A 19,723-nucleotide genomic window follows, 5' to 3' on the forward strand; every position below is an offset into this window, starting at 1 on the left:
TTGATTATCTCACAAAATTAAATTATGGAAGCTAAGCAGCGCCAGATAGAAAGAGGATGGGCATCATGTTCTTTCATCAAAAAAAGTGAGCTTATATTGTCCTCTGTATGACAACGTAAGCTCACTTCATGCATTTCTTATTCTTCATTCATGACACTATGCTTTTTGCCATAAGCAAAATAGAATAGTAGTCCAAATAGAAACCAAACACCGCATGCAACCCATGTAAAGAAAGAGAGCTGGGTAATTAAAAATAAACATAATAAGAATGAACATATCGGTAAAATTGGAAAGAAAGGTACTTTAAAACCATTGGATGGGATACTTTTATTTTTTCTTAAATAAATAACTCCAATTGAAACGATTGTAAATGCAAGTAATGTTCCCATGTTTACTAGTTCTGCCAACTTAGACAATGGAACGAAGCCGGCACAAAAAGCGACAAGTGCGGCAAATATCCATGTGTTTTTAACGGGTGTTTTATATTTTTTACTAAGCTCATACATACTTTTCGGCAGCAATCCATCACGGCCAAACGCGTAAAGAAGTCTCGTTCCGCCATATGACATGACTAGTATAACTGTCATCATCCCAACAACGGCACCAAGTGAAATCACTCCAGCCACCCAATCTTGATGAACGATTTGCATGACGAAGCTAACTGGATCACTTACATTTAGCTTCGTATATGAAACCATCCCAGTTAGAACTAGGGAAACAGCTCCGTAAAGGATTGTACAAATAATTAATGATCCAATGATCCCAATTGGCATATTTCGCTGCGGGTTTTTTACCTCTTCTGCAGCTGACGAAACAGCATCAAACCCAAGATAAGCAAAGAAAACAAGGGCTGCACCACTTATGACTCCATTTATTCCGAACGGCATTAATGGTTGCCAATTAGCAGGCTCAACATAAAAAATACCTACTCCAATAAATAAGAGAATAACCCCCACTTTAAGAAATACCATGATCATATTAACCTTCGTAGATTCTCTTATTCCGAGCGTTAATAAAAATGCAGTGGCAAATATAATAGCGATAGCTGGTACATTTACAAATGTTCCTTCTGCAGGATTAAAAGAACCAGATATAGCCTTTGGAAGGGTAACATTAAAACCTTCTAACAAGGCACTTAAATAGGCAGACCAACCAGTTGCAACTGCTGCAACAGCTAAACCATATTCTAATAATAAAGCCCATCCAACTAACCAAGCGACCAGTTCTCCAAATACAATATATACATACGTATATGCACTACCCGTTACTGGTACGGATGAAGAAAATTCTGAATAACACATCGCGGCGAATGCACAAACAATTGCAGCTATAATAAAGGAAAATACAATACCTGGTCCAGCGTGCCCCGCAGCTACTGTTCCAGGAAGAATGAATATACCTGTTCCGACAATAGCACCTACACCAAGCAACATTAAGTCAAAGGCTCCTAACGTTTGCGGTAGCTGGATTTCTCCCTTATTTTTAAGTAGCTCCCCGAGATTTTTTTTTCTGAATAATACATTTTTCATACTGAACCCTCATTTTTTGAAAATATGTAAAAATTCTATCTGTATATGAATTAAAGGTCAACCGCTTTTGTCGAATTACCAAAATTTTTGTCGAATTATAAATTGAGATGTAAGGGCACATACTAAAACGATGTCTTAAAAAATATCTTGTCATTTTGATTGAAGCCGATTATAGTAAAGTGGTAATGACAACTGTCAAGACACTAGGAGGATATATCATGACAGAAAAAACAATCTCAAAGAGGAGGCTTCTTGGTATTGCAGGGCTCGGCTGGATGTTTGATGCCATGGATGTCGGGATGCTTTCTTTTATTATTGCAGCACTGCACACAGATTGGGGTTTGACACCGGAACAGATGGGCTGGATCGGGAGTGTCAACTCAATCGGGATGGCTGTCGGCGCTCTTCTATTCGGCCTTTGGGCGGATAAGATTGGTAGGAAGAATATCTTTATTATGACCTTATTATTATTTTCACTTGCGAGTGGATTTTCCGCATTAACAACTTCCCTATTTTTATTTTTAGTACTTCGCTTTTTTGTTGGGATGGGGCTTGGCGGAGAATTACCGGTTGCTTCAACACTCGTTTCAGAGAGTGTAGAGGCGAAAGAGCGTGGGAGAATAGTTGTTCTACTTGAAAGCTTTTGGGCATTTGGTTGGCTCCTTGCAGCACTTATTTCATATTTTGTTATTCCGTCATATGGCTGGCGAATTGCCCTTATTATTAGTGCGGTACCTGCTCTTTATGCGATTTATTTGCGGCTTAATCTTCCAGACTCTCCAGCGTTTGCACCAAAGAAAGTGGAGAAACGTACGGTTTTCCAAAACGTCCGAGATGTGTGGTCGAAGAAATATGCACGCTCCACATTCGTTCTTTGGATGGTCTGGTTTACAGTTGTTTTTTCTTACTATGGAATGTTCCTTTGGTTACCAAGTGTTATGGTAATGAAAGGATTTAGTATGATTCAAAGTTTCGAATATGTGTTAATCATGACCCTCGCTCAGCTACCAGGTTATTTTACAGCTGCTTGGCTCATTGAACGGGTAGGGAGAAAATTTGTACTTGTTACTTATTTGCTAGGAACCGCAGGGTCTGCTCTTGTTTTCGGGCAGGCAGAAACGACTGCAGTTCTCATTGTTTCAGGTATCTTATTATCATTTTTCAACCTTGGTGCATGGGGGGCTTTATATGCGTACACACCAGAACAATATCCGGCTATCATTCGTGGGACAGGTGCTGGTATGGCCGCAGCAATTGGGCGAGTCGGTGGAATTCTTGGACCACTCCTCGTAGGCTCACTTGTTTCTAAAGGTCAATCCATTAGTTTCATTTTTACGCTATTTTGCATAAGTATTGTAATAGGTGTCATTACACTTGCCTTTTTTGGGAAAGAAACAAAGCAGATTGAATTAACCTAAAAAAGAATTATTAGTAGACAATGGTATAGATTTCAAGATATTTCTAGTAATTAAGGGTTGACGGATTTATAGATATTATTGTAGTATAAAAAAACAATCGAATAAGGCCTCACTTTTTCATAGTGAGGTAGAGGCGCGATATTTAACAGTCTTTAGTGGAGTTTGAGAAGCAGTGATACTAAGGAGAAGGAAATGTCGCCGAAGTGTGTAATAATCTCAGTATTACATGCTGGGTCTGCAGTTAAGAGCTGCAGGACTGTCTCAATAAACCCTCCGTTTATTGAGTTGTGCTATCTCATTTGGGATAAAAGAGAGGACTTTAGGGAAACGATACAGCGACCTGGGTATATCTCAGGTCGCTTTTTTGTCGAAATCTAACAAAAAACAGGAGGAAATACATCATGAGAAACAAACTATTTTTATTCGCAGTTTTATTGACTTCTACTATTCTTTTATTAGCAGGGTGTGGGACAAGCAGTAGTTCTGATTCTGGATCAACTTCAGAGGAGAATACATTTAAGGTTGGGCTTGAAGCTGGATATGCGCCATTTAACTGGACTCAAAACGATGATTCTAACGGTGCAGTTAAAATTAAAGGGTCTCAAGAATATGCAGGCGGATATGATGTAGAAATCGCGAAAAAAGTGGCTGAAGGATTAGGAAAAGAATTAGTGATTGTCAAAACAGAGTGGGATGGACTTGTACCGGCTCTAACATCAGGGAAAATTGATGCGATTATTGCAGGTATGTCACCGACAGCAGAACGTAAAGAAGCAATCGACTTTTCGGAAAATTACTATACTTCAAATCTAGTAATGGTAGTGAAGAAAGGCAGCAAGTATGAAAATGCTACTTTAATCCAAGATTTCACTGGAGCAAAAATTACAGCTCAATTAAATACGTTCCACTATTCAGTGATCAATCAAATTGAAGGCGTTGAGAAGAAAACAGCGATGGACAACTTCCCAGCAATGAGAGTGGCTCTTGAATCAGGAATGATTGATGGATACGTTTCAGAGCGTCCAGAAGGTGTTAGTGCTTCATCTGCAAATGAGAACTTTGTAATGGTAGAGTTTGAAGATGGATTTAAAACATCACCAGATGATACAGCAATCGCAGTTGGACTTCAAAAGGGCAGTGCCTTAACAGATAAAATCAATGAAATTTTAGCAGGTATCTCTGAAGAAGAACGTACAAGCATTATGGATTCAGCGATTAAAAATCAACCTGCAGCACAATAAAAAAATGCTAGAAACCGGCTGTACCTCACTTACAGTCGGTTTTAAAGAGTAAAGGAGGAAGAAAGATGAGTTTTGAGTGGGTCATACGAATTATCACAGAAAACTGGCCAATGTTCCTTCGTGGTGCGGGTGTAACACTATTAATTGCTCTTATTGGGACAATCTTTGGGGCAGTGATTGGATTAATCGCAGGAGTAATTCGTACCATTCCGATGCCTGAACGCAGAGTGAACAAGATTTTTTTAAAAGTCATTAATGCCATCCTCTCCATCTATATTGAATTCTTCCGTGGAACACCGATGATTGTACAAGCGATGGTTATTTATTATGGTTCTGCGTTAGCATTTGGTATAGATATGAATGTTTTTGTTGCAGCGATTATTGTTGTATCAATCAATACAGGCGCCTATATGGCTGAGTATGTTCGCGGTGGGATTGTATCGATTGATAAGGGACAGTTTGAAGCAGCACATGCAATTGGAATGAATCATTTTCAAACGATGTGGAATGTTGTATTACCACAGGTTATACGTAATATTCTACCTGCAACAGGTAATCAATTTGTGATTAATATTAAAGATACATCCGTTTTAAATGTGATTTCAGTTACAGAATTATATTTCGTGACAAAATCGATATCAGGCAATAACTTTAGATATTTTGAATCATTTTTCGTAGCATGTATGATCTATTTTGTGATGACCTTCATAGTCACTAGAATACTACTATACTTTGAAAAAAAATTAGATGGCTCTGATACCTATACGATGATTGGGAATGATCGACCTATCCAAGCAAATCAACAACAATAGGAAGAAGGAGGAGAGAATATGGAAAAGATTATTGATATTCAACATTTAAGCAAATCCTTTGGCACTCATGAAGTATTAAAAGATATTGATTTCTCGGTGAATAAAGGAGAAGTTGTCTCCATCATCGGTTCCTCCGGATCTGGTAAATCAACTCTTCTTCGTTGTATTAATCTATTAGAAAGACCTAGCGGCGGGCAAATTGTCTATCAAGGTGAAAATATATTGGATAACAAGCATGATGTCGCTACCTATCGTAGACATTTAGGAATGGTTTTCCAACAATTTAACTTATTTAATAATCATAATGTCCTTAGCAATTGTGTGGTAGGACAAGTAAAAGTATTGAAACGCTCCAAGGAAGAAGCTGAGAGAGTAGCGATGAAATACTTAAAGGTTGTTGGCATGGATAAATATATTAACGCCAAGCCAAAGCAATTATCAGGTGGGCAAAAGCAGCGTGTGGCGATTGCAAGAGCACTATCGATGGAACCAGATGTTATGTTGTTTGATGAACCAACATCAGCTCTTGATCCTGAAATGGTAGGAGAAGTTCTTAAAGTCATGAAAGAGCTTGCTGACTCTGGTCTAACGATGTTAATCGTAACGCACGAAATGGAATTTGCAAAAGAAGTATCGGACCGAGTCGTATTTATGGACAAGGGAGTTATTGCAGAAGAAGGAAAACCAGAGCACATCTTCAATAACCCAACACAAGAGCGTACGAGGGAATTCCTAAAACGCACTTTAGTTCACGCATAACATAATGAAATAATGTATTTGATTATTGAAGGACCGGGCGTTGGCTCGGTTTTTTTTTATGACCACATTTGGATGAAGGACATTCCGCCTATGAATTTTTTCGGAAAAGTCCTTCATCAAGGGTATGAAGGACTTTCCGTCTATGAATTTGTTCGGAAAAGTACTTCATCAAGGTTATGAAGGACATTCCGTCTATGAATTTGTTCGGAAAAGTCCTTCATCGGGGTTATGAAGGACATTCCGAAGAAGAACCCATGCGGAAAAGTCCTTCATCGAGGTTATGAAGGACATTCCGACCAAGAACCCACATGGAAAAGTCCTTCATCAAGGTTATGAAGGACTTTCTGAAGAAGAACCCATGTGGAAAAGTCCTTCATCGAGGTTATGAAGGACATTCTGAAGAAGAACCCATGCAGAAAAGTCCTTCATCAAGGTTATGAAGTACATTCCGAAGAAGAACCCATGCGGAAAAGTCCTTCATCGAGGTTATGAAGAACATTCCGAAGAAGAACCCATGCGGAAAGGTCCTTCATCGAAGTTATGAAGGGCATTCCGAAGAAGAAACCACATGGAAAAGTCCTTCATCGAGGTTATGAAGGACATTCCGAAAAAGAACCCATGCGGAAAAGTCCTTCATCGAGGTTATGAAGGACATTCCGAAGAAGAACCCATGCGGAAAAGTCCTTCATCGAAGTTATGAAGGGCATTCCGTCTATGAATTTGTTCGGAAAAGTCCTTCATCAAGGTTATGAAGGACATTTCGACGAAGAACCCACGCGTAAAAGTCCTTCATTGAGGTTATGAAGGACATTCCGACGAAGAACCCACGCGTAAAAGTCCTTCATTGAGGTTATGAAGGACATTCCGACGAAGAAAACGTTCGAAAAAGTCCTTCATCGAGGTTATGAAGGACATTCTGAAGAAGAACCCATGCAGAAAAGTCCTTCATCAAGGTTATGAAGGACATTCCGAAGAAGAACCCATACAGAAAAGTCCTTCATCAAGGTTATGAAAGACATTCCGAAGAAGAACCCACGCGTAAAAGTCCTTCATCGAAGTTATGAAGGACATTCCGACGAAGAAAACGTTCGAAAAAGTCCTTCATCGGGGTTATGAAGGACATTCCGACCAAGAAACCAACAGATTTTACAAATAAATCCGCTACTTTTTTATTGTTGTTGTTCCAAGTGTTCCGAAATCTTCTCGTGGACCTGGGATTCTATCGCTTCAACATGACTTTCCTCGAAAGTATGTTTAGGATGGGGATGAAACCAATGAATCTCTCCTTCGTGGATAAGTCCTTGATAGTCTGATCCATCAACACTTATTGTGAATTGATGACGTTCATGAACCTGATCCTCAAACATTGGTCTTACTTCAATATCTTTAAACATCATGTATTCCTCCTAAGAAGTCATTTTTTCAAGTTTTCCCTAAACATGATGGTGTATGCCTACTATTTATGTAGAGATAGAGAAATATCTAGAGGAATTTCGATCTATAAGTTTGGCATGACTTTTCTGGCACCAAGGAAAAGCCATGTGCTAAGAACGAAGGGCATGGTCAAGGCCGGAAGTCCGAATGGCTGAAGCCAAGTCGTAATACTTGCTATTAATGGAACGGTAACACAAGTAGCAATAATGCCTGAGAATAATGCAAAACGGTTTTGCTTCGTCTTAAATACGACAGACACAGCTAAGATGGTTAAGATAGCGTTGTATCCATAAAGCCCCATATAAATCGGATTATCTTCTCCGCCAAGTAAAAACGATGTCAATAAAGCAAGCACGTTTCCTAAAACAGCATAAAGACCAAGCCTCCATCCAGCCAAAAATACCGCAACAAAAAGCAGAATACCTGATAAAGTGCTATGAATGAAGAAAATCTGTCCAATTCCGTTAAATGCCGCTTCTGACCAGTTTATCCTCCCAGAGGTATCCAATCCCCAATAGGCAATATCTTCTGGTACTAACTTTGAGGTTAAGTGAATGGCCTTTAAACGGTAAGAAGCGAGCAATGTGAACCATGTCAGGACGATAAAAGGAAAAGTAAGAACGGGGATGCCTGTATTCTTCATTACATGAATCATGGCGGCTGTAAATAATGCCGTAACTGCAGCGCCAACAAGGGCAATTATCCAGTCGTAAGATCCTGTTAGGAATAGGGTTAGCGCTATTCCTGTTAAAACAGAGTTGTAACCTAACAGCCCTTGATTAATGGTTTCTTCCTCGACACCTCCTATTTTCCCCATCATGGTAGCAATCAAGGCTGATAAAAAGGCGATGATTCCTAAAGTATAGGAAAAGATTGTTATCGCTATGAGTATGATAATTCCAGAAAGAGCATTTTCAATGAGCATAACTTGAGAAACGCCTTTTAGTGCCGCCGTCAGAAAGGGAAATAGTCTTCCTTCTGCCCATGGCTTGTGATTAGTGTTTTGCACGAAAATCCATCCTTTCAAAAATGAACCGCAATCGATTCCAAAGCAGAAACTGCTACTTCACGCCAGTAATTCTATCCTTTGTTTGTTTTCACCTAGCTAGTATCCCCTGTTAATAAGGATAAAATAAAAAGAACTTATTTCAGAAGGGAGCTTAACGTAAAAAATCCAGTTGTTTGTCAGTGGTTTTGTAAACTAAACAAACGCTGGTTTAAATAAGGTAAAATCTGGAGAACATACATAAAGGTTTAGAGTACTTTCTTATGAAAGAGGAGGATTTACTATGCAATTATCACCGCGTGAGATAGACAAGCTCATGATCGTTGTTGCGGCTGACCTAGCTAGGCGCAGGAGAGAAAGAGGTTTGAAATTAAACTATCCGGAAGCAGTTGCACTTCTTACCTATGAAGTATTAGAAGGTGCACGGGATGGAAAGACAGTTGCAGAATTGATGGAATATGGCGCCACGATTTTGACAAGTGATGATGTAATGGAAGGAATCCCGGAGATGCTTGATGATATCCAGGTAGAAGCTACCTTTCCAGATGGAACAAAGCTTGTAACAGTACATAGTCCAATTAAATAAAAAGTGACAGGAGGCTATTTCATGCAGCCAGGCCAATTATTTTTAAAAGAAGAAGACATCATTTGTAATGCCGGAAGGGAAGCATCCAAATTGACTGTGACAAATACAGGAGACCGTCCTGTTCAGGTAGGGTCTCATTTTCACTTTTATGAAGTTAATGAAGCACTTCAATTTGATAGAGATCAAGCATACGGAAAGCGCCTAAACATCCCAGCTGGAGCAGCTGTACGTTTTGAACCGGGGGATGAAAAGGAAATCGAGCTGATTGATTATGCCGGAGAACGCCGTGTCTATGGATTTAATAATAAGGTAGACGGCTCACTAGAAAAGGGGGGTAACCAATGAGTTTCAAGATGTCTCGGAAACAATATGCTCAAATGTATGGACCGACTACAGGAGATTCTATCCGTTTAGCAGATACGGATATACTGATTCAAATTGAGAAGGACCATACCACCTATGGAGAAGAAGTGGTATTCGGTGGAGGAAAGGTAATTCGTGATGGAATGGGGCAACACCCTCTAGTAACACGTGGCGATGGAATTGCCGATGTGGTCATTACCAACGCTGTCATTCTAGACTATACCGGCATTTATAAAGCGGATATCGGAATCCGCGATGGGAAAATTGCGGGAATCGGAAAAGCTGGTAACCCATTGATCATGGACAACGTGGATATTGTGATTGGGGCCGGAACGGAAATCATTGCTGGTGAAGGAATGATTGTAACAGCTGGTGGAATCGATACCCACGTTCATTTTATTAACCCGACACAAATACGAACAGCATTAGCTTCAGGACTTACAACATTGATTGGGGGCGGGACTGGCCCAGCTGCAGGATCAAAAGCAACAACGGTTACTCCTGGTGCATGGCATATGCACAAAATGCTCCAAGCAGCTGAAGGATTGCCAATTAACGTTGGATTCACTTCAAAAGGACAAGCGACTGCTGAAGAGCCACTGGCAGAGCAAGTGCGTGCTGGTGCTATAGGTCTGAAAGTTCATGAAGACTGGGGAGCAACTCCTTCTGCCCTAGATTATGCATTAAGGGTTGCTGAAAAATATGATGTGCAGGTCGCTCTTCATGCCGATACGTTAAATGAAGGCGGTTTTATGGAAAATACGATGGCAGCGATTAAAGACCGTGTCCTTCATATGTACCACACAGAAGGAGCAGGCGGCGGGCATGCACCGGATCTTATCAAATCCGCAAGCTATATGAACATTCTTCCATCTTCAACAAATCCGACCCTGCCTTATACAATAAACACAGTGGATGAGCATATGGACATGCTAATGGTTTGTCATCACTTAAATCCTTCTATTCCCGAGGATCTTGCATTTGCCGATTCGCGTATTAGACGTGAAACCATTGCTGCTGAGGATATTCTCCAAGATATGGGTGTGTTTAGTATGACGAGCTCGGATGCACAGGCGATGGGGCGGATAGCCGAAGTGATTTTGCGGACATGGCAAGTGGCTGACAAAATGAAAAAGCAAAGAGGAAGTTTAGAGGGTGACACGGAGCTTTCTGATAATAATCGTGCAAAGCGTTATGTCGCTAAATATACAATTAACCCTGCAATCACCCATGGAATTTCTGAGTATGTGGGATCCATCGAAGTTGGAAAAATTGCCGACCTTGTGATTTGGAATCCAGCCTTCTTCGGGGTGAAACCAGAAATGATTCTGAAAAATGGATTTGTTGTTGAGGGCTTGATGGGCGATGCGAACGCGTCTATCCCCACACCGCAGCCAGTTATTTATCGTCCAATGTATGCGCAATATGGAAAAGCGTTATCTAGCTCATCGATTACGTTTATTTCTCAAGCTGCTTTCGATGAGAAAGTGCATGAAAAGCTTGGATTGCAAAAGATGATTCTTCCTGTTCGCGGCATTCGGAAACTGACGAAGAAAGACATGAAATTGAATTCCGAAACTCCCGAAATAACGGTGGATCCGCAAACCTATGAAGTAAAAGTAAACGGCGAATTAATTTCATGTGAACCGGTTGACCAGGTACCGATGGGACAACGATATTTCCTATTTTGAGGTGAAGATCTTGTTAGTAGAAAGAATTGTAACAAATATTGATGATATGGAAAAAGAAGAGATTGAAAAGCGCCATATTGAAAAGGTGTTCCTTGAGAGCGATCATTTGATGAAACGGATTCAGAGGGTGACGACCGACCATGGCAAGGAAATTGGAATTCGATTAAAAGAACCGCGTGACTTCGTTGCTGGTGATGTTCTCTATATGGATGATAAGAACTTAATCATCATAGATGTCCTCTCCGATGAGTTAATTGTAATAAAACCACGTACCCTGATGGAGATGGGGACAATTGCCCATCAGTTGGGGAATCGTCATCTACCCGCCCAATTTGAAGGGGACGAGATGCTTGTCCAGTATGATTACCTTGTTGAAGAATTACTGAACGAACTTCAGATTCCTTATCAACGAGAAAAGCGGAAAGTGAAAAAGGCCTTTCGCCATATCGGGCACAGCCATGGATAAAAATACTCTTTCATTATTTCAGTTATGTGATTCCAATTTCCCGACAGGAGCGTTTAGTCATTCCTATGGGCTGGAGACTTATATACAAGCAGACAAAGTACATAATCGAGAATCATTCAATAGCTGGTTGCATGTGTATGTAAATGAGCAGCTTATTTATTCAGATGGTCTTGCTTGCCGTCTCGTATACGAAGCATTAGAAAAGGGAGACTTCCAAAAAGTTTGGAAAGTAGACCGGATGTTGAACGCACAAAACTTGCCACGGGAAACGAGAGAGGGTACACAAAGGGTAGGCGACCGGATGCTAATCCTCGTAAAATCCCTATACGACATTCCGGTCCTGTCTGAGTATGGCGAGCGCATCAAACAAAACAAATCTTTCGGTCATCCAGGGATTGTATTTACGATTGTGGGCCACCATCTTGGTGTGCCCGCATTCACTACTATTTTGTATTATTTATATTCGGCAGTTTCAAGCCTTGTCCAAAATGCGGTTCGGGCTATACCATTGGGCCAAACAGCAGGTCAGAAAACGATTCAAGAGTTTCAAGATGTTTTAACAGAGGCTGTTGCAAAGATAGAGGAAATGGATGAAGACGACTTTGGCATCGTCTCTCCCGGTCTGGAACTATCGCAAATGCAGCATGAACGTGTGAATGTCCGAATTTTCGCGTCTTAATGCTAATTAATAGATAAAAGGAAGTGTTGGTATGGAACCTATTAAAATTGGAGTAGGGGGACCAGTAGGAGCAGGAAAAACTGCGTTGGTTGAAAAGTTAACTCGTCATTTACAAGGTGAAATCAGTATGGCCGCTATTACAAACGACATCTATACAAAAGAAGACGCGAAATTTCTGATGAATAACGGCGTGCTTCCGGAAGATCGAATTATTGGTGTAGAGACAGGAGGATGTCCGCATACGGCCATACGGGAGGATACTTCCATGAATTCCGCAGCAATCGAAGAATTAATTAAGAGACATCCTGATGTTGAACTCATTTTTGTCGAAAGTGGCGGGGACAATCTGGCTGCTACATTCAGCCCAGAACTTGTCGATTTTTCCATTTATATTATTGATGTGGCTCAAGGTGAAAAAATCCCGCGTAAAGGTGGACAAGGGATGATTAAGTCTGACCTATTTATCATCAATAAAACAGACTTGGCTCCTTTAGTTGGGGCGAATCTGGATGTTATGGCATCCGATACAAAAGTATTCCGCGGTGATAAACCATTTTTTTTCACTAATTTAAAAACCAATGAAGGACTTGATCAGGTGATAGATTGGATCAAGAAGAACGCACTTTTAAAAGGGTTGGCATAAAAATGCAGGACTGGACAGGAGTTTTGCGTTTAGATGCTGAGGAGCGGAATGGAAAGACCGTCGCAAAGAATGTTTACTTTCAAGGCGCGTTTAAAGTTATGCGACCCATCTATCATGATGATTCTGGACAAGTCTGTTATTATATTTTAAATCCAGGTGGTGGCTATCTGGATGGGGACCGCTATCAACTCAAGATTTCGTTAGAAAAGCAAGCAAAGCTAACATTAACCACACAGTCAGCCACTAAAATTTATAAGACACCAAAGACCCATGCTTATCAAGAAACAGAAATTAACCTGAAAGAAGGTAGCTACCTCGAGTATATTCCCGATCCGCTCATAGGTTACCGGGATGCACGTTATAAACAAAAAAATGTTATCCGTATGGAGAAAGGAACCACTCTTCTTTACTCTGATATTATTACTCCAGGATGGTCTCCGGGCGGGGAAAGGTTTAGTTATGATATACTTCAGCTGTTAAATGAAGTTTATATGGAAAATGAATTGGTGGTATACGATCATATCAAACTAAATCCGGCTATAAGGAACATGGAGGAACTGGGTCTGATGGAAGGTTATTCACATCTAGGGTCTTTACTTGTGATTGACGAAAAAGCCAATCATACTCTCCTTGACCGTTTATATCAGGCTATCGATCCAAATACTAAGGAATATAAAGTGGGAATGTCAACTTTGCCAATCCCAGGATTCACGGTACGGGTGTTAGCTTATAAAACACAGACGATTGAAAATATATTTTCTGAATTCCATCATATAATTAGCCAAGAGTGGTTTAACAAAACCCCTAGCTTGCTAAGAAAATATTAATGTTAATAACCCAGCAATTCGCATAATTGCTGGGTTATTAGCAAGTAAAGAAATGAGGAGGAGAGATTTGATGGAAGTTACTTTTTATTCAGTTTTGGCCCTGGGTTTCATTTTGGGAATAAGGCATGCGATTGAACCTGACCATGTTATTGCAGTTTCAACAATTGCGAGCCAAAGTAAAAAATTGTGGAACGCTTCTTTGGCGGGAGTATTTTGGGGAATTGGACATACTGTAACACTGTTTCTAGTCGGTCTTGTCGTCATATTAATGAAGAACGAAATACCCGAAAAGTGGGCCATGTCTTTAGAATTTTTAGTAGGAATCATGCTAGTTTACCTAGGGGTGAAAACAATTGTTTCTTTCAAAAATACTGTTATACATAAACAACATGTCCATCACCACCAAACTAGTATGGAACATGAGCATCATAATAAGCATAAAGGCACTTCGTATTTGGGGTCCATGTTTATAGGCTTTGTCCATGGACTAGCAGGAAGCGGAGCCATGGTTCTATTGACGATGGGGACTGTAAAAAGTGTGGGGGAAGCGGCTATCTTCATCCTTATTTTTGGTGTAGGAACGGTCATTGGCATGCTTTTATTTACCACCATCATTGGCATTCCATTTGTATTAAGCAAAAAACGTAGGACTGTAAGTGGGACATTTGGTTTAATAACGGGGGCAATCAGTACTGTTTTTGGTGTCTATTATATGTATAATTTAGGAATCAATGAAGGATTATTGAACCTCTGGGTCTAAGGATTTGGCAGGTTCCAAAACGTCCCGGGTTTGATTTAATTCGAATCCGTTTTTTTGACTTCAACATTATTAAGTAGGATGTTCCATCATTCCATTCGTATTGAACCTATTTCGAACTCTAGAATACTTTTCATCTTGAAGAATATATACTTAAATAGGAATCTAGGTATTTATTATTCTCGTAAAGGGTGGACTTGCATGAGTAACGAAGTATATAACAATCTGTATGAAACGAGAAATAACGTAGTAAAAGAGATCTCTTCATTAAATTTCACACAATTTAATGATAGACCTATTCTTAACCAATGGAGCATAGCACAGGTTTGTCATCACTTAGTATTAGTGGAACAAGCAACAATAATGGCGATAGAATGGGGATTAAAAGAGGTAGACAATACTGTAAAAAAACGTAAAAACGTACAACTTATATTAGATCGAACGAAAAAGATTAAAGCTCCAAAAATCGTTGAACCAGATGTAGAACCATTTGAAGTTCAATCAATCATTGACATGTTAGCTGATTCGAGAAAAAAACTGCTCAATTTCCTTAGTGCAATTGAGGATAAGTCGATATTAGCTTTAAAATCAACAAATCATCCTGCCCTTGGAGAATTACCGCTTGATCAATGGATTGAACAAATCTATTTGCATGAACAACGACACATCGAACAAATAAAAGAGATAAAATTACATGTAGATGTGAGTTAATAAACGGATGGTTATTAATTGCTTCTATATTTATGTCATAATGAAAGGGTCTGTCCCTCGGCGAAAACGTTGCCGAACTGGGGGCAGACCCTCGTTTCGTTTTGAATACGGAAACACTATGGTTCGATATTCTTTTATAAAAATCGAAAATAACTATTCAGATTTTGCAACTTTTTTTATAGCTGTTTCGTGGATAGATTGGAGGGGGGAAAGCGGTGGATTTAGATGAAGTGTTTGAAGCATATGTAAATGATCTATATCGATACTTATTTTCCCTTTCAAAAAATCACCATACGGCGGAGGATTTGGTTCAAGAGACGTTTTACCGAGCGTATTTACAGCTGGCGGAAGATGACATCCGATCTATTAAGCCATGGCTGTTTAAAGTGGCCTATCATGCTTTTATCGATTTTAATAGAAAACACAGTCGGCTGGTCATAACCGATGAAGTACATAATCAAATCAGCATCAAGACACCTGAAAGTTATCTTTTAGAGAAAGAAGGTTTTACCGCTCTCATGAACGATATTCATTCATTGAAAGAAACGGAAATGCATGCACTGGTTCTTTGTGATTTGCACCAGTTACGATTAAAAGAAGCGGCTGACATTCTTCAATTAAATATAAATACGCTAAAGAGCCATTTATCAAGAGGAAGGAAAAAGGTGGTTGAACGGGTTAAGGAAAGGAGGAGGCACGATGGATAAAGAGCAAAACCATCATGATGAGGAAATTTATCAATCTTTTTTAAATGAATCGATGCAAGACTATGAAAAAAGCCACAAGGTACCAGAAACAAAACAAAAAAGACTGATTAAAGCAGGGAGAAATCACGCATTACAAACAAATATAATGATTAGCCTGGCAGTCTTATTATTAATTGTGCCAATCCTTACATTAAGTAGTTATTTGTATTACGCGATTGGCGGAAAAGCAAACCATCTAATTGAAATCGCGACAAAAACTATTTATGTTACGGAACCGAATATGAGTTTAGAAGAGATGGAAGTAGAAGAGGATATCGGATTCTTTACGATGGATCTTTATTTTGATGTGTTTAAGCGGATTGGGAAAGAGGACTATAAAGCGGGTGAGTATTCGGTTAGTTTTGCACTAGATAAACCCAACTTTCCTGAACGGGATATGAAACTAGAGAGGCCACTTCCAGTTAGGGGAGACATGGAGACTAACAAGCTTTTTCATCCGGGTGGACCATATGGAAAAACAGTTGGATCAGATTGGGATATTCTGGATCACCTTCCAGATGGAACAGTGGGGGAGATCTATCTTTCTTTGAACCAATTAATGAAGCCTGGGGAAATTGAAAAACAGCTTGGGGAAGATGTTGAAGTAAGATGGGTTGCCGTTTATACAGGTCTTGAAGATAAGAGTTTATATGATGCGGGATACTCGGTTGCGCCAATTGGCTATCCGCTGCAGGTTGACACAACAACATGGTCACCATTTAATGGTAGACAAAAGTCAAATGAAGAAGTGTTTTTAGATATTTTACATTTCCTCGCGAAGGATGAAAAAACAGCTGAAAGAATATCGCGGGCAAGATCTTTAGTTTTAAAAGAACGAATCCCGTACATCGAGAAAAATGGGATCCAAGTTTACGGAGCAGTAGTAACGGGACCAATTCCGGAACTACGAAAACTCAAGGATAATCCTATGATCGGAGTCATGAAGGTGGGGGAAGTGAAGCTATGGAACTAGAAATGAACAATAAGAACAAGGGAAAACATAGAAAGCTACCCACCATTTCGGGTTTCCTTTCCTTTCTGGTCGCGCTACTCGCATTAGCAGGGGTTAATATTGCGTTATTGATGGATTTTGATGACTTCCCTCAAATGGTTCTTATCAACTTACCCGTTGTCGGGCTTGTCCTTGGGTTGCTTGGTTTGATCACATCTAAAAGATCAAGACTATATGCATTTTGGGGAATCGGGCTTAGTTTGTTTATTTTACTTTTTACATTTTTAATGATCGGCTTATCCTGGGTTGGTATAAATCCGAAGCCTTGATTTATTCGTGCAGGGTAATAAATGATTCGGGGCATGGTGTAAGAGCAATTCGAAATTTTTAGAGGCTGTTAAACATGACAGCCTAAGTATCAAGGTGTATGATAATAGGATTAAAGGAAACACGCTGAGGAATTCAGCGTGTTTTTCTAATTACAGGGAAGAAATGATGAGTAATTACCATCATGATTGTTAAACAATACCTAAATTCTTGAAAAGATATTCATACTATGAATGTTAAGGGTCATGATTTGAACGCACAAGTTAGGGGGGAGTGGATTGAACGATCCATTGTCAGATTTTCAACTTTCATTTCAACATATAAAATCACTCGTTCCACGAATAAACAAAGGAATTCAATTTATTCTAGTCATTAGTGGAAAATTAAAAATAGAGACATCTAGTCGCTTTTATCAATTGGAAGAAAACGATTTACTTGTAGTGAATCGAAATCAGCTTTATCAGGTTCAAGGAGATGAAGGGAATCGGGTCATGATCTTATCCATTTCTGACGGTTTCATGGACCACCATTATGCTGACTATCGGAATCAGCGGTTTGAATGTTATTCAAGGGAAATTGATCTTGGAAGAGAAGAGATGATTCATGCCATTCGCAAGCTTCTGGCTAATGTGATGATTAGTTATTACAGACAAGATGAATGCTACCGAATAGAAGTGAAAAGCTATATTTGTCAAATGCTACTGATTTTGATTCGAAGTTTTAAAGAAGAAGGAAGTGTCATCCAGAAAATAGATACGGATGATCATCGCCTCTTGCAAATAATCGATTTCATGGAAAGAAATTATGATCAAATGATTACGTTAGATGACGTTGCACAGAAATACTTTCTGTCAAAAAGCTATCTTTCTCGCTATTTTAAACAGAAAATGGGAATGGGATTTAGTCGTTATTTAACGGGAATTAGGCTAAAGCATTGTATGAAGGATTTACTTTATACCAATGACTCTATTTCACAGATTGCCATGAATAATGGCTTTCCAAACACAAAATCGTTTACAACGTTTTTTAAAGAAGAAAACGGGATGACACCTCATGCATATCGAGAGAGCCATTCTGTCCAAAAAGAGGATTCGGTTCATAACTATACGAAGGAAGATGCTTCAAATCTAATCCAATCTTCAGAGATTATTGCCAGACTAAGCAGAATGAATGAAGATGATCAAAAACCTTATAACCAAACAGAGACAAGATATGAAAAGCTATCGATAACTTTGAATGAAGCTAAGCCAGTGGACTTTCAATATCCTGAACATACATTAATTGTTGGAGAAATTTTTGAGCTGTTAAAAGAAGATGTTCGCTCTCAAATAGTAGAGGTCAAAAAGGATTTGCAATTAAAGTATATCGGAGTTCATCATCTCATGAGTAATACAGTTATTCCACCTGAGGTAGAGACGGATGAGGAGATTCCGACAACATCCCCTTACTTTAATATTGATAGTGCGCTGGAATTTATGAAGAGGCATGATTTATCTTTATTTATTCGTGCAGATTATCTAGATATTTCAAGAAATGAAGAACGCTACTTTACAAAACTCATTCAATTCACCAGACATTGTTTGCAGCTTTATGGTGAATCATTTGTTAAGCACTGGCATGTGATCTTTCACGAGCCCTATTATACAGGAGTTCGAGCAAATGAACTTCAAAGAGTTTATTTAAAATTACATAAGGCGTTAAAAGCGTTACTCCCTTCAATTCAGGTCGGCGTATATATGCCTTTTTCTTTCCGGAAAGAAAAAACGGGAGTTCATCACGAATGGCAGCTAGAGCAAGGTGAGTTTATTGATTTTATCGGATATAACGCGAATCAAAATGAGGTCATTGATTTTAAAGATATGGCGGGTATGAAAGTTGACTTGGCTGAAAATTACATTAAAGAAAAAACAAATAAGCTGAAGCTCTATTTAAAGAGAAATCATCTAGAAAAACCACTTCATCTCGTTTCATGGAACACTTTGTCCGGCAATACTCGGTATACGAATGGCACGTTTTTTCGAGGGGCACTGCTATTGAAAAATGTATTGGATATCTCCAATGAGGTGCAATCTGTTGCTCTTTGGATTAACACCATTGCACATGAGGAAGCGGGAAAAGATCAGCGCTATCGAATGGATGCGGTTGAATTATTCCATTATTTAAAAGGAAAACGTCCAGCCTATTTTGCATTAATGTTTTTGAAACGTCTGCGCGGCGAAATTGTTGCACAGGGTAAGGATTATGTGATGACAAGGAATGACCGGGGATATCAGTTGATTCTGATGAACTGTAATATTATAAATCCTTATCTTTCTATTGAAGAGACGTTTCTGCAGAAGCTTAATAAAGAAATTCATCTCACGATTTCTGGAATTCCGAGAGGAGACTATCAAATACGTAAGCTTGTGTTTGATAGAAATCATGGCGCGCTGTACACTAAGTGGTGGCGTTTGAATAGTAAGTATGGCATGGATGCTGAAATCATTGACTATATTATCAATTCCAGTAGACCATCCTTAGAAATCTTCGATGAGTCGATTGAAGATCATTGGTCGTTTTATTCTTATTTAACAAGCAATGCTGTCCACTTTTTTGAAATTCGAACAGTGTACTAAAATGAGTATTTATAAATCATGACAAAGGGCCATCACGATTATGTGTTAAGGTCCCTTTTTGAGTGGGTGAATGACAATAATTTACCCCCTGTTTTTTCCTTGATAAAATCATAGGTTAATATTTTCTCTCTGTTGTATGATGATTTGCACAATAATTGACT

At 39.3% G+C, this 19,723-nt stretch carries 20 protein-coding genes and 1 riboswitch; of the genes, 17 read left to right on the forward strand and 3 right to left on the reverse strand.

The window, feature by feature from the left end:
* Positions 1-137: 137 nt before the first annotated feature.
* Positions 138-1,529 carry a branched-chain amino acid transporter BcaP gene (gene bcaP, locus DZB84_RS12535; protein ID WP_116352609.1) on the reverse strand — a complete coding sequence of 464 codons (1,392 nt, stop codon included), beginning with the start codon at positions 1,527-1,529 and terminating at the stop codon, positions 138-140.
* A 218-nt stretch (positions 1,530-1,747) separates the two neighbouring features.
* On the opposite strand from bcaP, the gene DZB84_RS12540 reads away from it, so the two are divergent.
* The 4 genes from DZB84_RS12540 to DZB84_RS12555 all read left to right on the forward strand — a co-directional run bounded on the left by DZB84_RS12540 (position 1,748) and on the right by DZB84_RS12555 (position 5,759).
* A complete protein-coding gene (locus DZB84_RS12540) occupies positions 1,748-2,947 on the forward strand; it encodes an MFS transporter (protein ID WP_116352610.1) in 1,200 nt (399 codons plus the stop codon).
* 120 nt (positions 2,948-3,067) lie between these two features.
* Positions 3,068-3,248, forward strand: a riboswitch (Lysine riboswitch).
* Between the two features lie 100 nt (positions 3,249-3,348).
* On the forward strand, positions 3,349-4,188 hold the full coding sequence (locus DZB84_RS12545; RefSeq protein ID WP_116352611.1) for a transporter substrate-binding domain-containing protein: 840 nt from the start codon (positions 3,349-3,351) through the stop codon (positions 4,186-4,188).
* 65 nt (positions 4,189-4,253) lie between these two features.
* Positions 4,254-5,000 (forward strand): amino acid ABC transporter permease, encoded by a 747-nt coding sequence (locus DZB84_RS12550; protein WP_116352612.1) that lies wholly within the window; start codon positions 4,254-4,256, stop codon positions 4,998-5,000.
* An 18-nt stretch (positions 5,001-5,018) separates the two neighbouring features.
* Entirely contained in the window at positions 5,019-5,759 is a 741-nt protein-coding gene (locus DZB84_RS12555) for an amino acid ABC transporter ATP-binding protein (protein WP_116352613.1), read from the forward strand.
* 1,169 nt (positions 5,760-6,928) lie between these two features.
* Here the strand turns inward: DZB84_RS12555 and DZB84_RS12560 are convergent.
* Together DZB84_RS12560 and DZB84_RS12565 are read right to left on the reverse strand one after the other, a co-directional pair.
* Positions 6,929-7,156 (reverse strand): hypothetical protein, encoded by a 228-nt coding sequence (locus DZB84_RS12560; RefSeq protein WP_223254441.1) that lies wholly within the window; start codon positions 7,154-7,156, stop codon positions 6,929-6,931.
* A gap of 101 nt (positions 7,157-7,257) precedes the next feature.
* Positions 7,258-8,202: an urea transporter gene (locus tag DZB84_RS12565; RefSeq protein ID WP_223254442.1), complete on the reverse strand. Its 945-nt coding sequence runs from the start codon at positions 8,200-8,202 to the stop codon at positions 7,258-7,260.
* Positions 8,203-8,482: 280 nt separating this feature from the next.
* On the opposite strand from DZB84_RS12565, the gene DZB84_RS12570 reads away from it, so the two are divergent.
* From DZB84_RS12570 to DZB84_RS12630, 13 genes are all read left to right on the forward strand, one after another.
* Positions 8,483-8,785 carry an urease subunit gamma gene (locus tag DZB84_RS12570; RefSeq protein WP_116352616.1) on the forward strand — a complete coding sequence of 101 codons (303 nt, stop codon included), beginning with the start codon at positions 8,483-8,485 and terminating at the stop codon, positions 8,783-8,785.
* Positions 8,786-8,806: 21 nt separating this feature from the next.
* The gene (gene ureB, locus DZB84_RS12575; protein WP_116352617.1) at positions 8,807-9,130 is read left to right on the forward strand and encodes an urease subunit beta; all 324 of its coding nucleotides are present in this window, start codon (positions 8,807-8,809) and stop codon (positions 9,128-9,130) included.
* A complete protein-coding gene (gene ureC / locus DZB84_RS12580; RefSeq protein WP_116352618.1) occupies positions 9,127-10,839 on the forward strand; it encodes an urease subunit alpha in 1,713 nt (570 codons plus the stop codon). The genes ureB and ureC overlap by 4 nt, the downstream gene beginning before the upstream one ends.
* Before the next feature lie 10 nt (positions 10,840-10,849).
* On the forward strand, positions 10,850-11,305 hold the full coding sequence (gene ureE, locus DZB84_RS12585; protein ID WP_116352619.1) for an urease accessory protein UreE: 456 nt from the start codon (positions 10,850-10,852) through the stop codon (positions 11,303-11,305).
* Positions 11,298-11,984: an urease accessory protein UreF gene (locus tag DZB84_RS12590; protein ID WP_116352620.1), complete on the forward strand. Its 687-nt coding sequence runs from the start codon at positions 11,298-11,300 to the stop codon at positions 11,982-11,984. The genes ureE and DZB84_RS12590 overlap by 8 nt, the downstream gene beginning before the upstream one ends.
* 31 nt (positions 11,985-12,015) lie before the next feature.
* Positions 12,016-12,627 carry an urease accessory protein UreG gene (gene ureG, locus DZB84_RS12595; protein WP_116352621.1) on the forward strand — a complete coding sequence of 204 codons (612 nt, stop codon included), beginning with the start codon at positions 12,016-12,018 and terminating at the stop codon, positions 12,625-12,627.
* Between the two features lie 2 nt (positions 12,628-12,629).
* On the forward strand, positions 12,630-13,454 hold the full coding sequence (locus DZB84_RS12600) for an urease accessory protein UreD (protein WP_116352622.1): 825 nt from the start codon (positions 12,630-12,632) through the stop codon (positions 13,452-13,454).
* A 70-nt stretch (positions 13,455-13,524) separates the two neighbouring features.
* The gene (locus tag DZB84_RS12605; protein WP_116352623.1) at positions 13,525-14,214 is read left to right on the forward strand and encodes a HoxN/HupN/NixA family nickel/cobalt transporter; all 690 of its coding nucleotides are present in this window, start codon (positions 13,525-13,527) and stop codon (positions 14,212-14,214) included.
* Positions 14,215-14,412: 198 nt separating this feature from the next.
* Positions 14,413-14,922: a DinB family protein gene (locus DZB84_RS12610; RefSeq protein WP_116352624.1), complete on the forward strand. Its 510-nt coding sequence runs from the start codon at positions 14,413-14,415 to the stop codon at positions 14,920-14,922.
* Positions 14,923-15,137: 215 nt separating this feature from the next.
* Positions 15,138-15,629, forward strand: a complete 492-nt coding sequence (locus tag DZB84_RS12615) for a sigma-70 family RNA polymerase sigma factor (protein ID WP_116352625.1) — start codon at positions 15,138-15,140, stop codon at positions 15,627-15,629.
* Entirely contained in the window at positions 15,622-16,641 is a 1,020-nt protein-coding gene (locus DZB84_RS12620; RefSeq protein ID WP_116352626.1) for an anti-sigma factor, read from the forward strand. Before DZB84_RS12615 ends, DZB84_RS12620 begins: the two co-directional genes overlap by 8 nt.
* A complete protein-coding gene (locus tag DZB84_RS12625) occupies positions 16,632-16,949 on the forward strand; it encodes a hypothetical protein (RefSeq protein WP_116352627.1) in 318 nt (105 codons plus the stop codon). The genes DZB84_RS12620 and DZB84_RS12625 overlap by 10 nt, the downstream gene beginning before the upstream one ends.
* Positions 16,950-17,225: 276 nt before the next feature.
* Entirely contained in the window at positions 17,226-19,562 is a 2,337-nt protein-coding gene (locus tag DZB84_RS12630) for a helix-turn-helix domain-containing protein (RefSeq protein ID WP_116352628.1), read from the forward strand.
* Positions 19,563-19,723: the final 161 nt, after the last annotated feature.

This window comes from Bacillus sp. HNG, assembly GCF_003400205.1.
Classification (GTDB): domain Bacteria; phylum Bacillota; class Bacilli; order Bacillales; family Bacillaceae_L; genus Ferdinandcohnia.

What these genes read in the sequence shown, in the direction of transcription:
- DZB84_RS12570 (WP_116352616.1), top strand. Translation starts at nt 8,483, where the DNA reads ATGCAATTATCACCGCGTGAGATAGACAAGCTCATGATCGTTGTTGCG.
- DZB84_RS12545 (WP_116352611.1), top strand. Translation starts at nt 3,349, where the DNA reads ATGAGAAACAAACTATTTTTATTCGCAGTTTTATTGACTTCTACTATT.
- DZB84_RS12550 (WP_116352612.1), top strand. Translation starts at nt 4,254, where the DNA reads ATGAGTTTTGAGTGGGTCATACGAATTATCACAGAAAACTGGCCAATG.
- ureG (WP_116352621.1), top strand. Translation starts at nt 12,016, where the DNA reads ATGGAACCTATTAAAATTGGAGTAGGGGGACCAGTAGGAGCAGGAAAA.
- DZB84_RS12610 (WP_116352624.1), top strand. Translation starts at nt 14,413, where the DNA reads ATGAGTAACGAAGTATATAACAATCTGTATGAAACGAGAAATAACGTA.
- DZB84_RS12540 (WP_116352610.1), top strand. Translation starts at nt 1,748, where the DNA reads ATGACAGAAAAAACAATCTCAAAGAGGAGGCTTCTTGGTATTGCAGGG.
- bcaP (WP_116352609.1), bottom strand. Translation starts at nt 1,529, where the DNA reads ATGAAAAATGTATTATTCAGAAAAAAAAATCTCGGGGAGCTACTTAAA.
- DZB84_RS12605 (WP_116352623.1), top strand. Translation starts at nt 13,525, where the DNA reads ATGGAAGTTACTTTTTATTCAGTTTTGGCCCTGGGTTTCATTTTGGGA.
- DZB84_RS12600 (WP_116352622.1), top strand. Translation starts at nt 12,630, where the DNA reads ATGCAGGACTGGACAGGAGTTTTGCGTTTAGATGCTGAGGAGCGGAAT.
- DZB84_RS12625 (WP_116352627.1), top strand. Translation starts at nt 16,632, where the DNA reads ATGGAACTAGAAATGAACAATAAGAACAAGGGAAAACATAGAAAGCTA.
- DZB84_RS12620 (WP_116352626.1), top strand. Translation starts at nt 15,622, where the DNA reads ATGGATAAAGAGCAAAACCATCATGATGAGGAAATTTATCAATCTTTT.
- ureB (WP_116352617.1), top strand. Translation starts at nt 8,807, where the DNA reads ATGCAGCCAGGCCAATTATTTTTAAAAGAAGAAGACATCATTTGTAAT.
- DZB84_RS12560 (WP_223254441.1), bottom strand. Translation starts at nt 7,156, where the DNA reads ATGATGTTTAAAGATATTGAAGTAAGACCAATGTTTGAGGATCAGGTT.
- DZB84_RS12590 (WP_116352620.1), top strand. Translation starts at nt 11,298, where the DNA reads ATGGATAAAAATACTCTTTCATTATTTCAGTTATGTGATTCCAATTTC.
- DZB84_RS12555 (WP_116352613.1), top strand. Translation starts at nt 5,019, where the DNA reads ATGGAAAAGATTATTGATATTCAACATTTAAGCAAATCCTTTGGCACT.
- ureC (WP_116352618.1), top strand. Translation starts at nt 9,127, where the DNA reads ATGAGTTTCAAGATGTCTCGGAAACAATATGCTCAAATGTATGGACCG.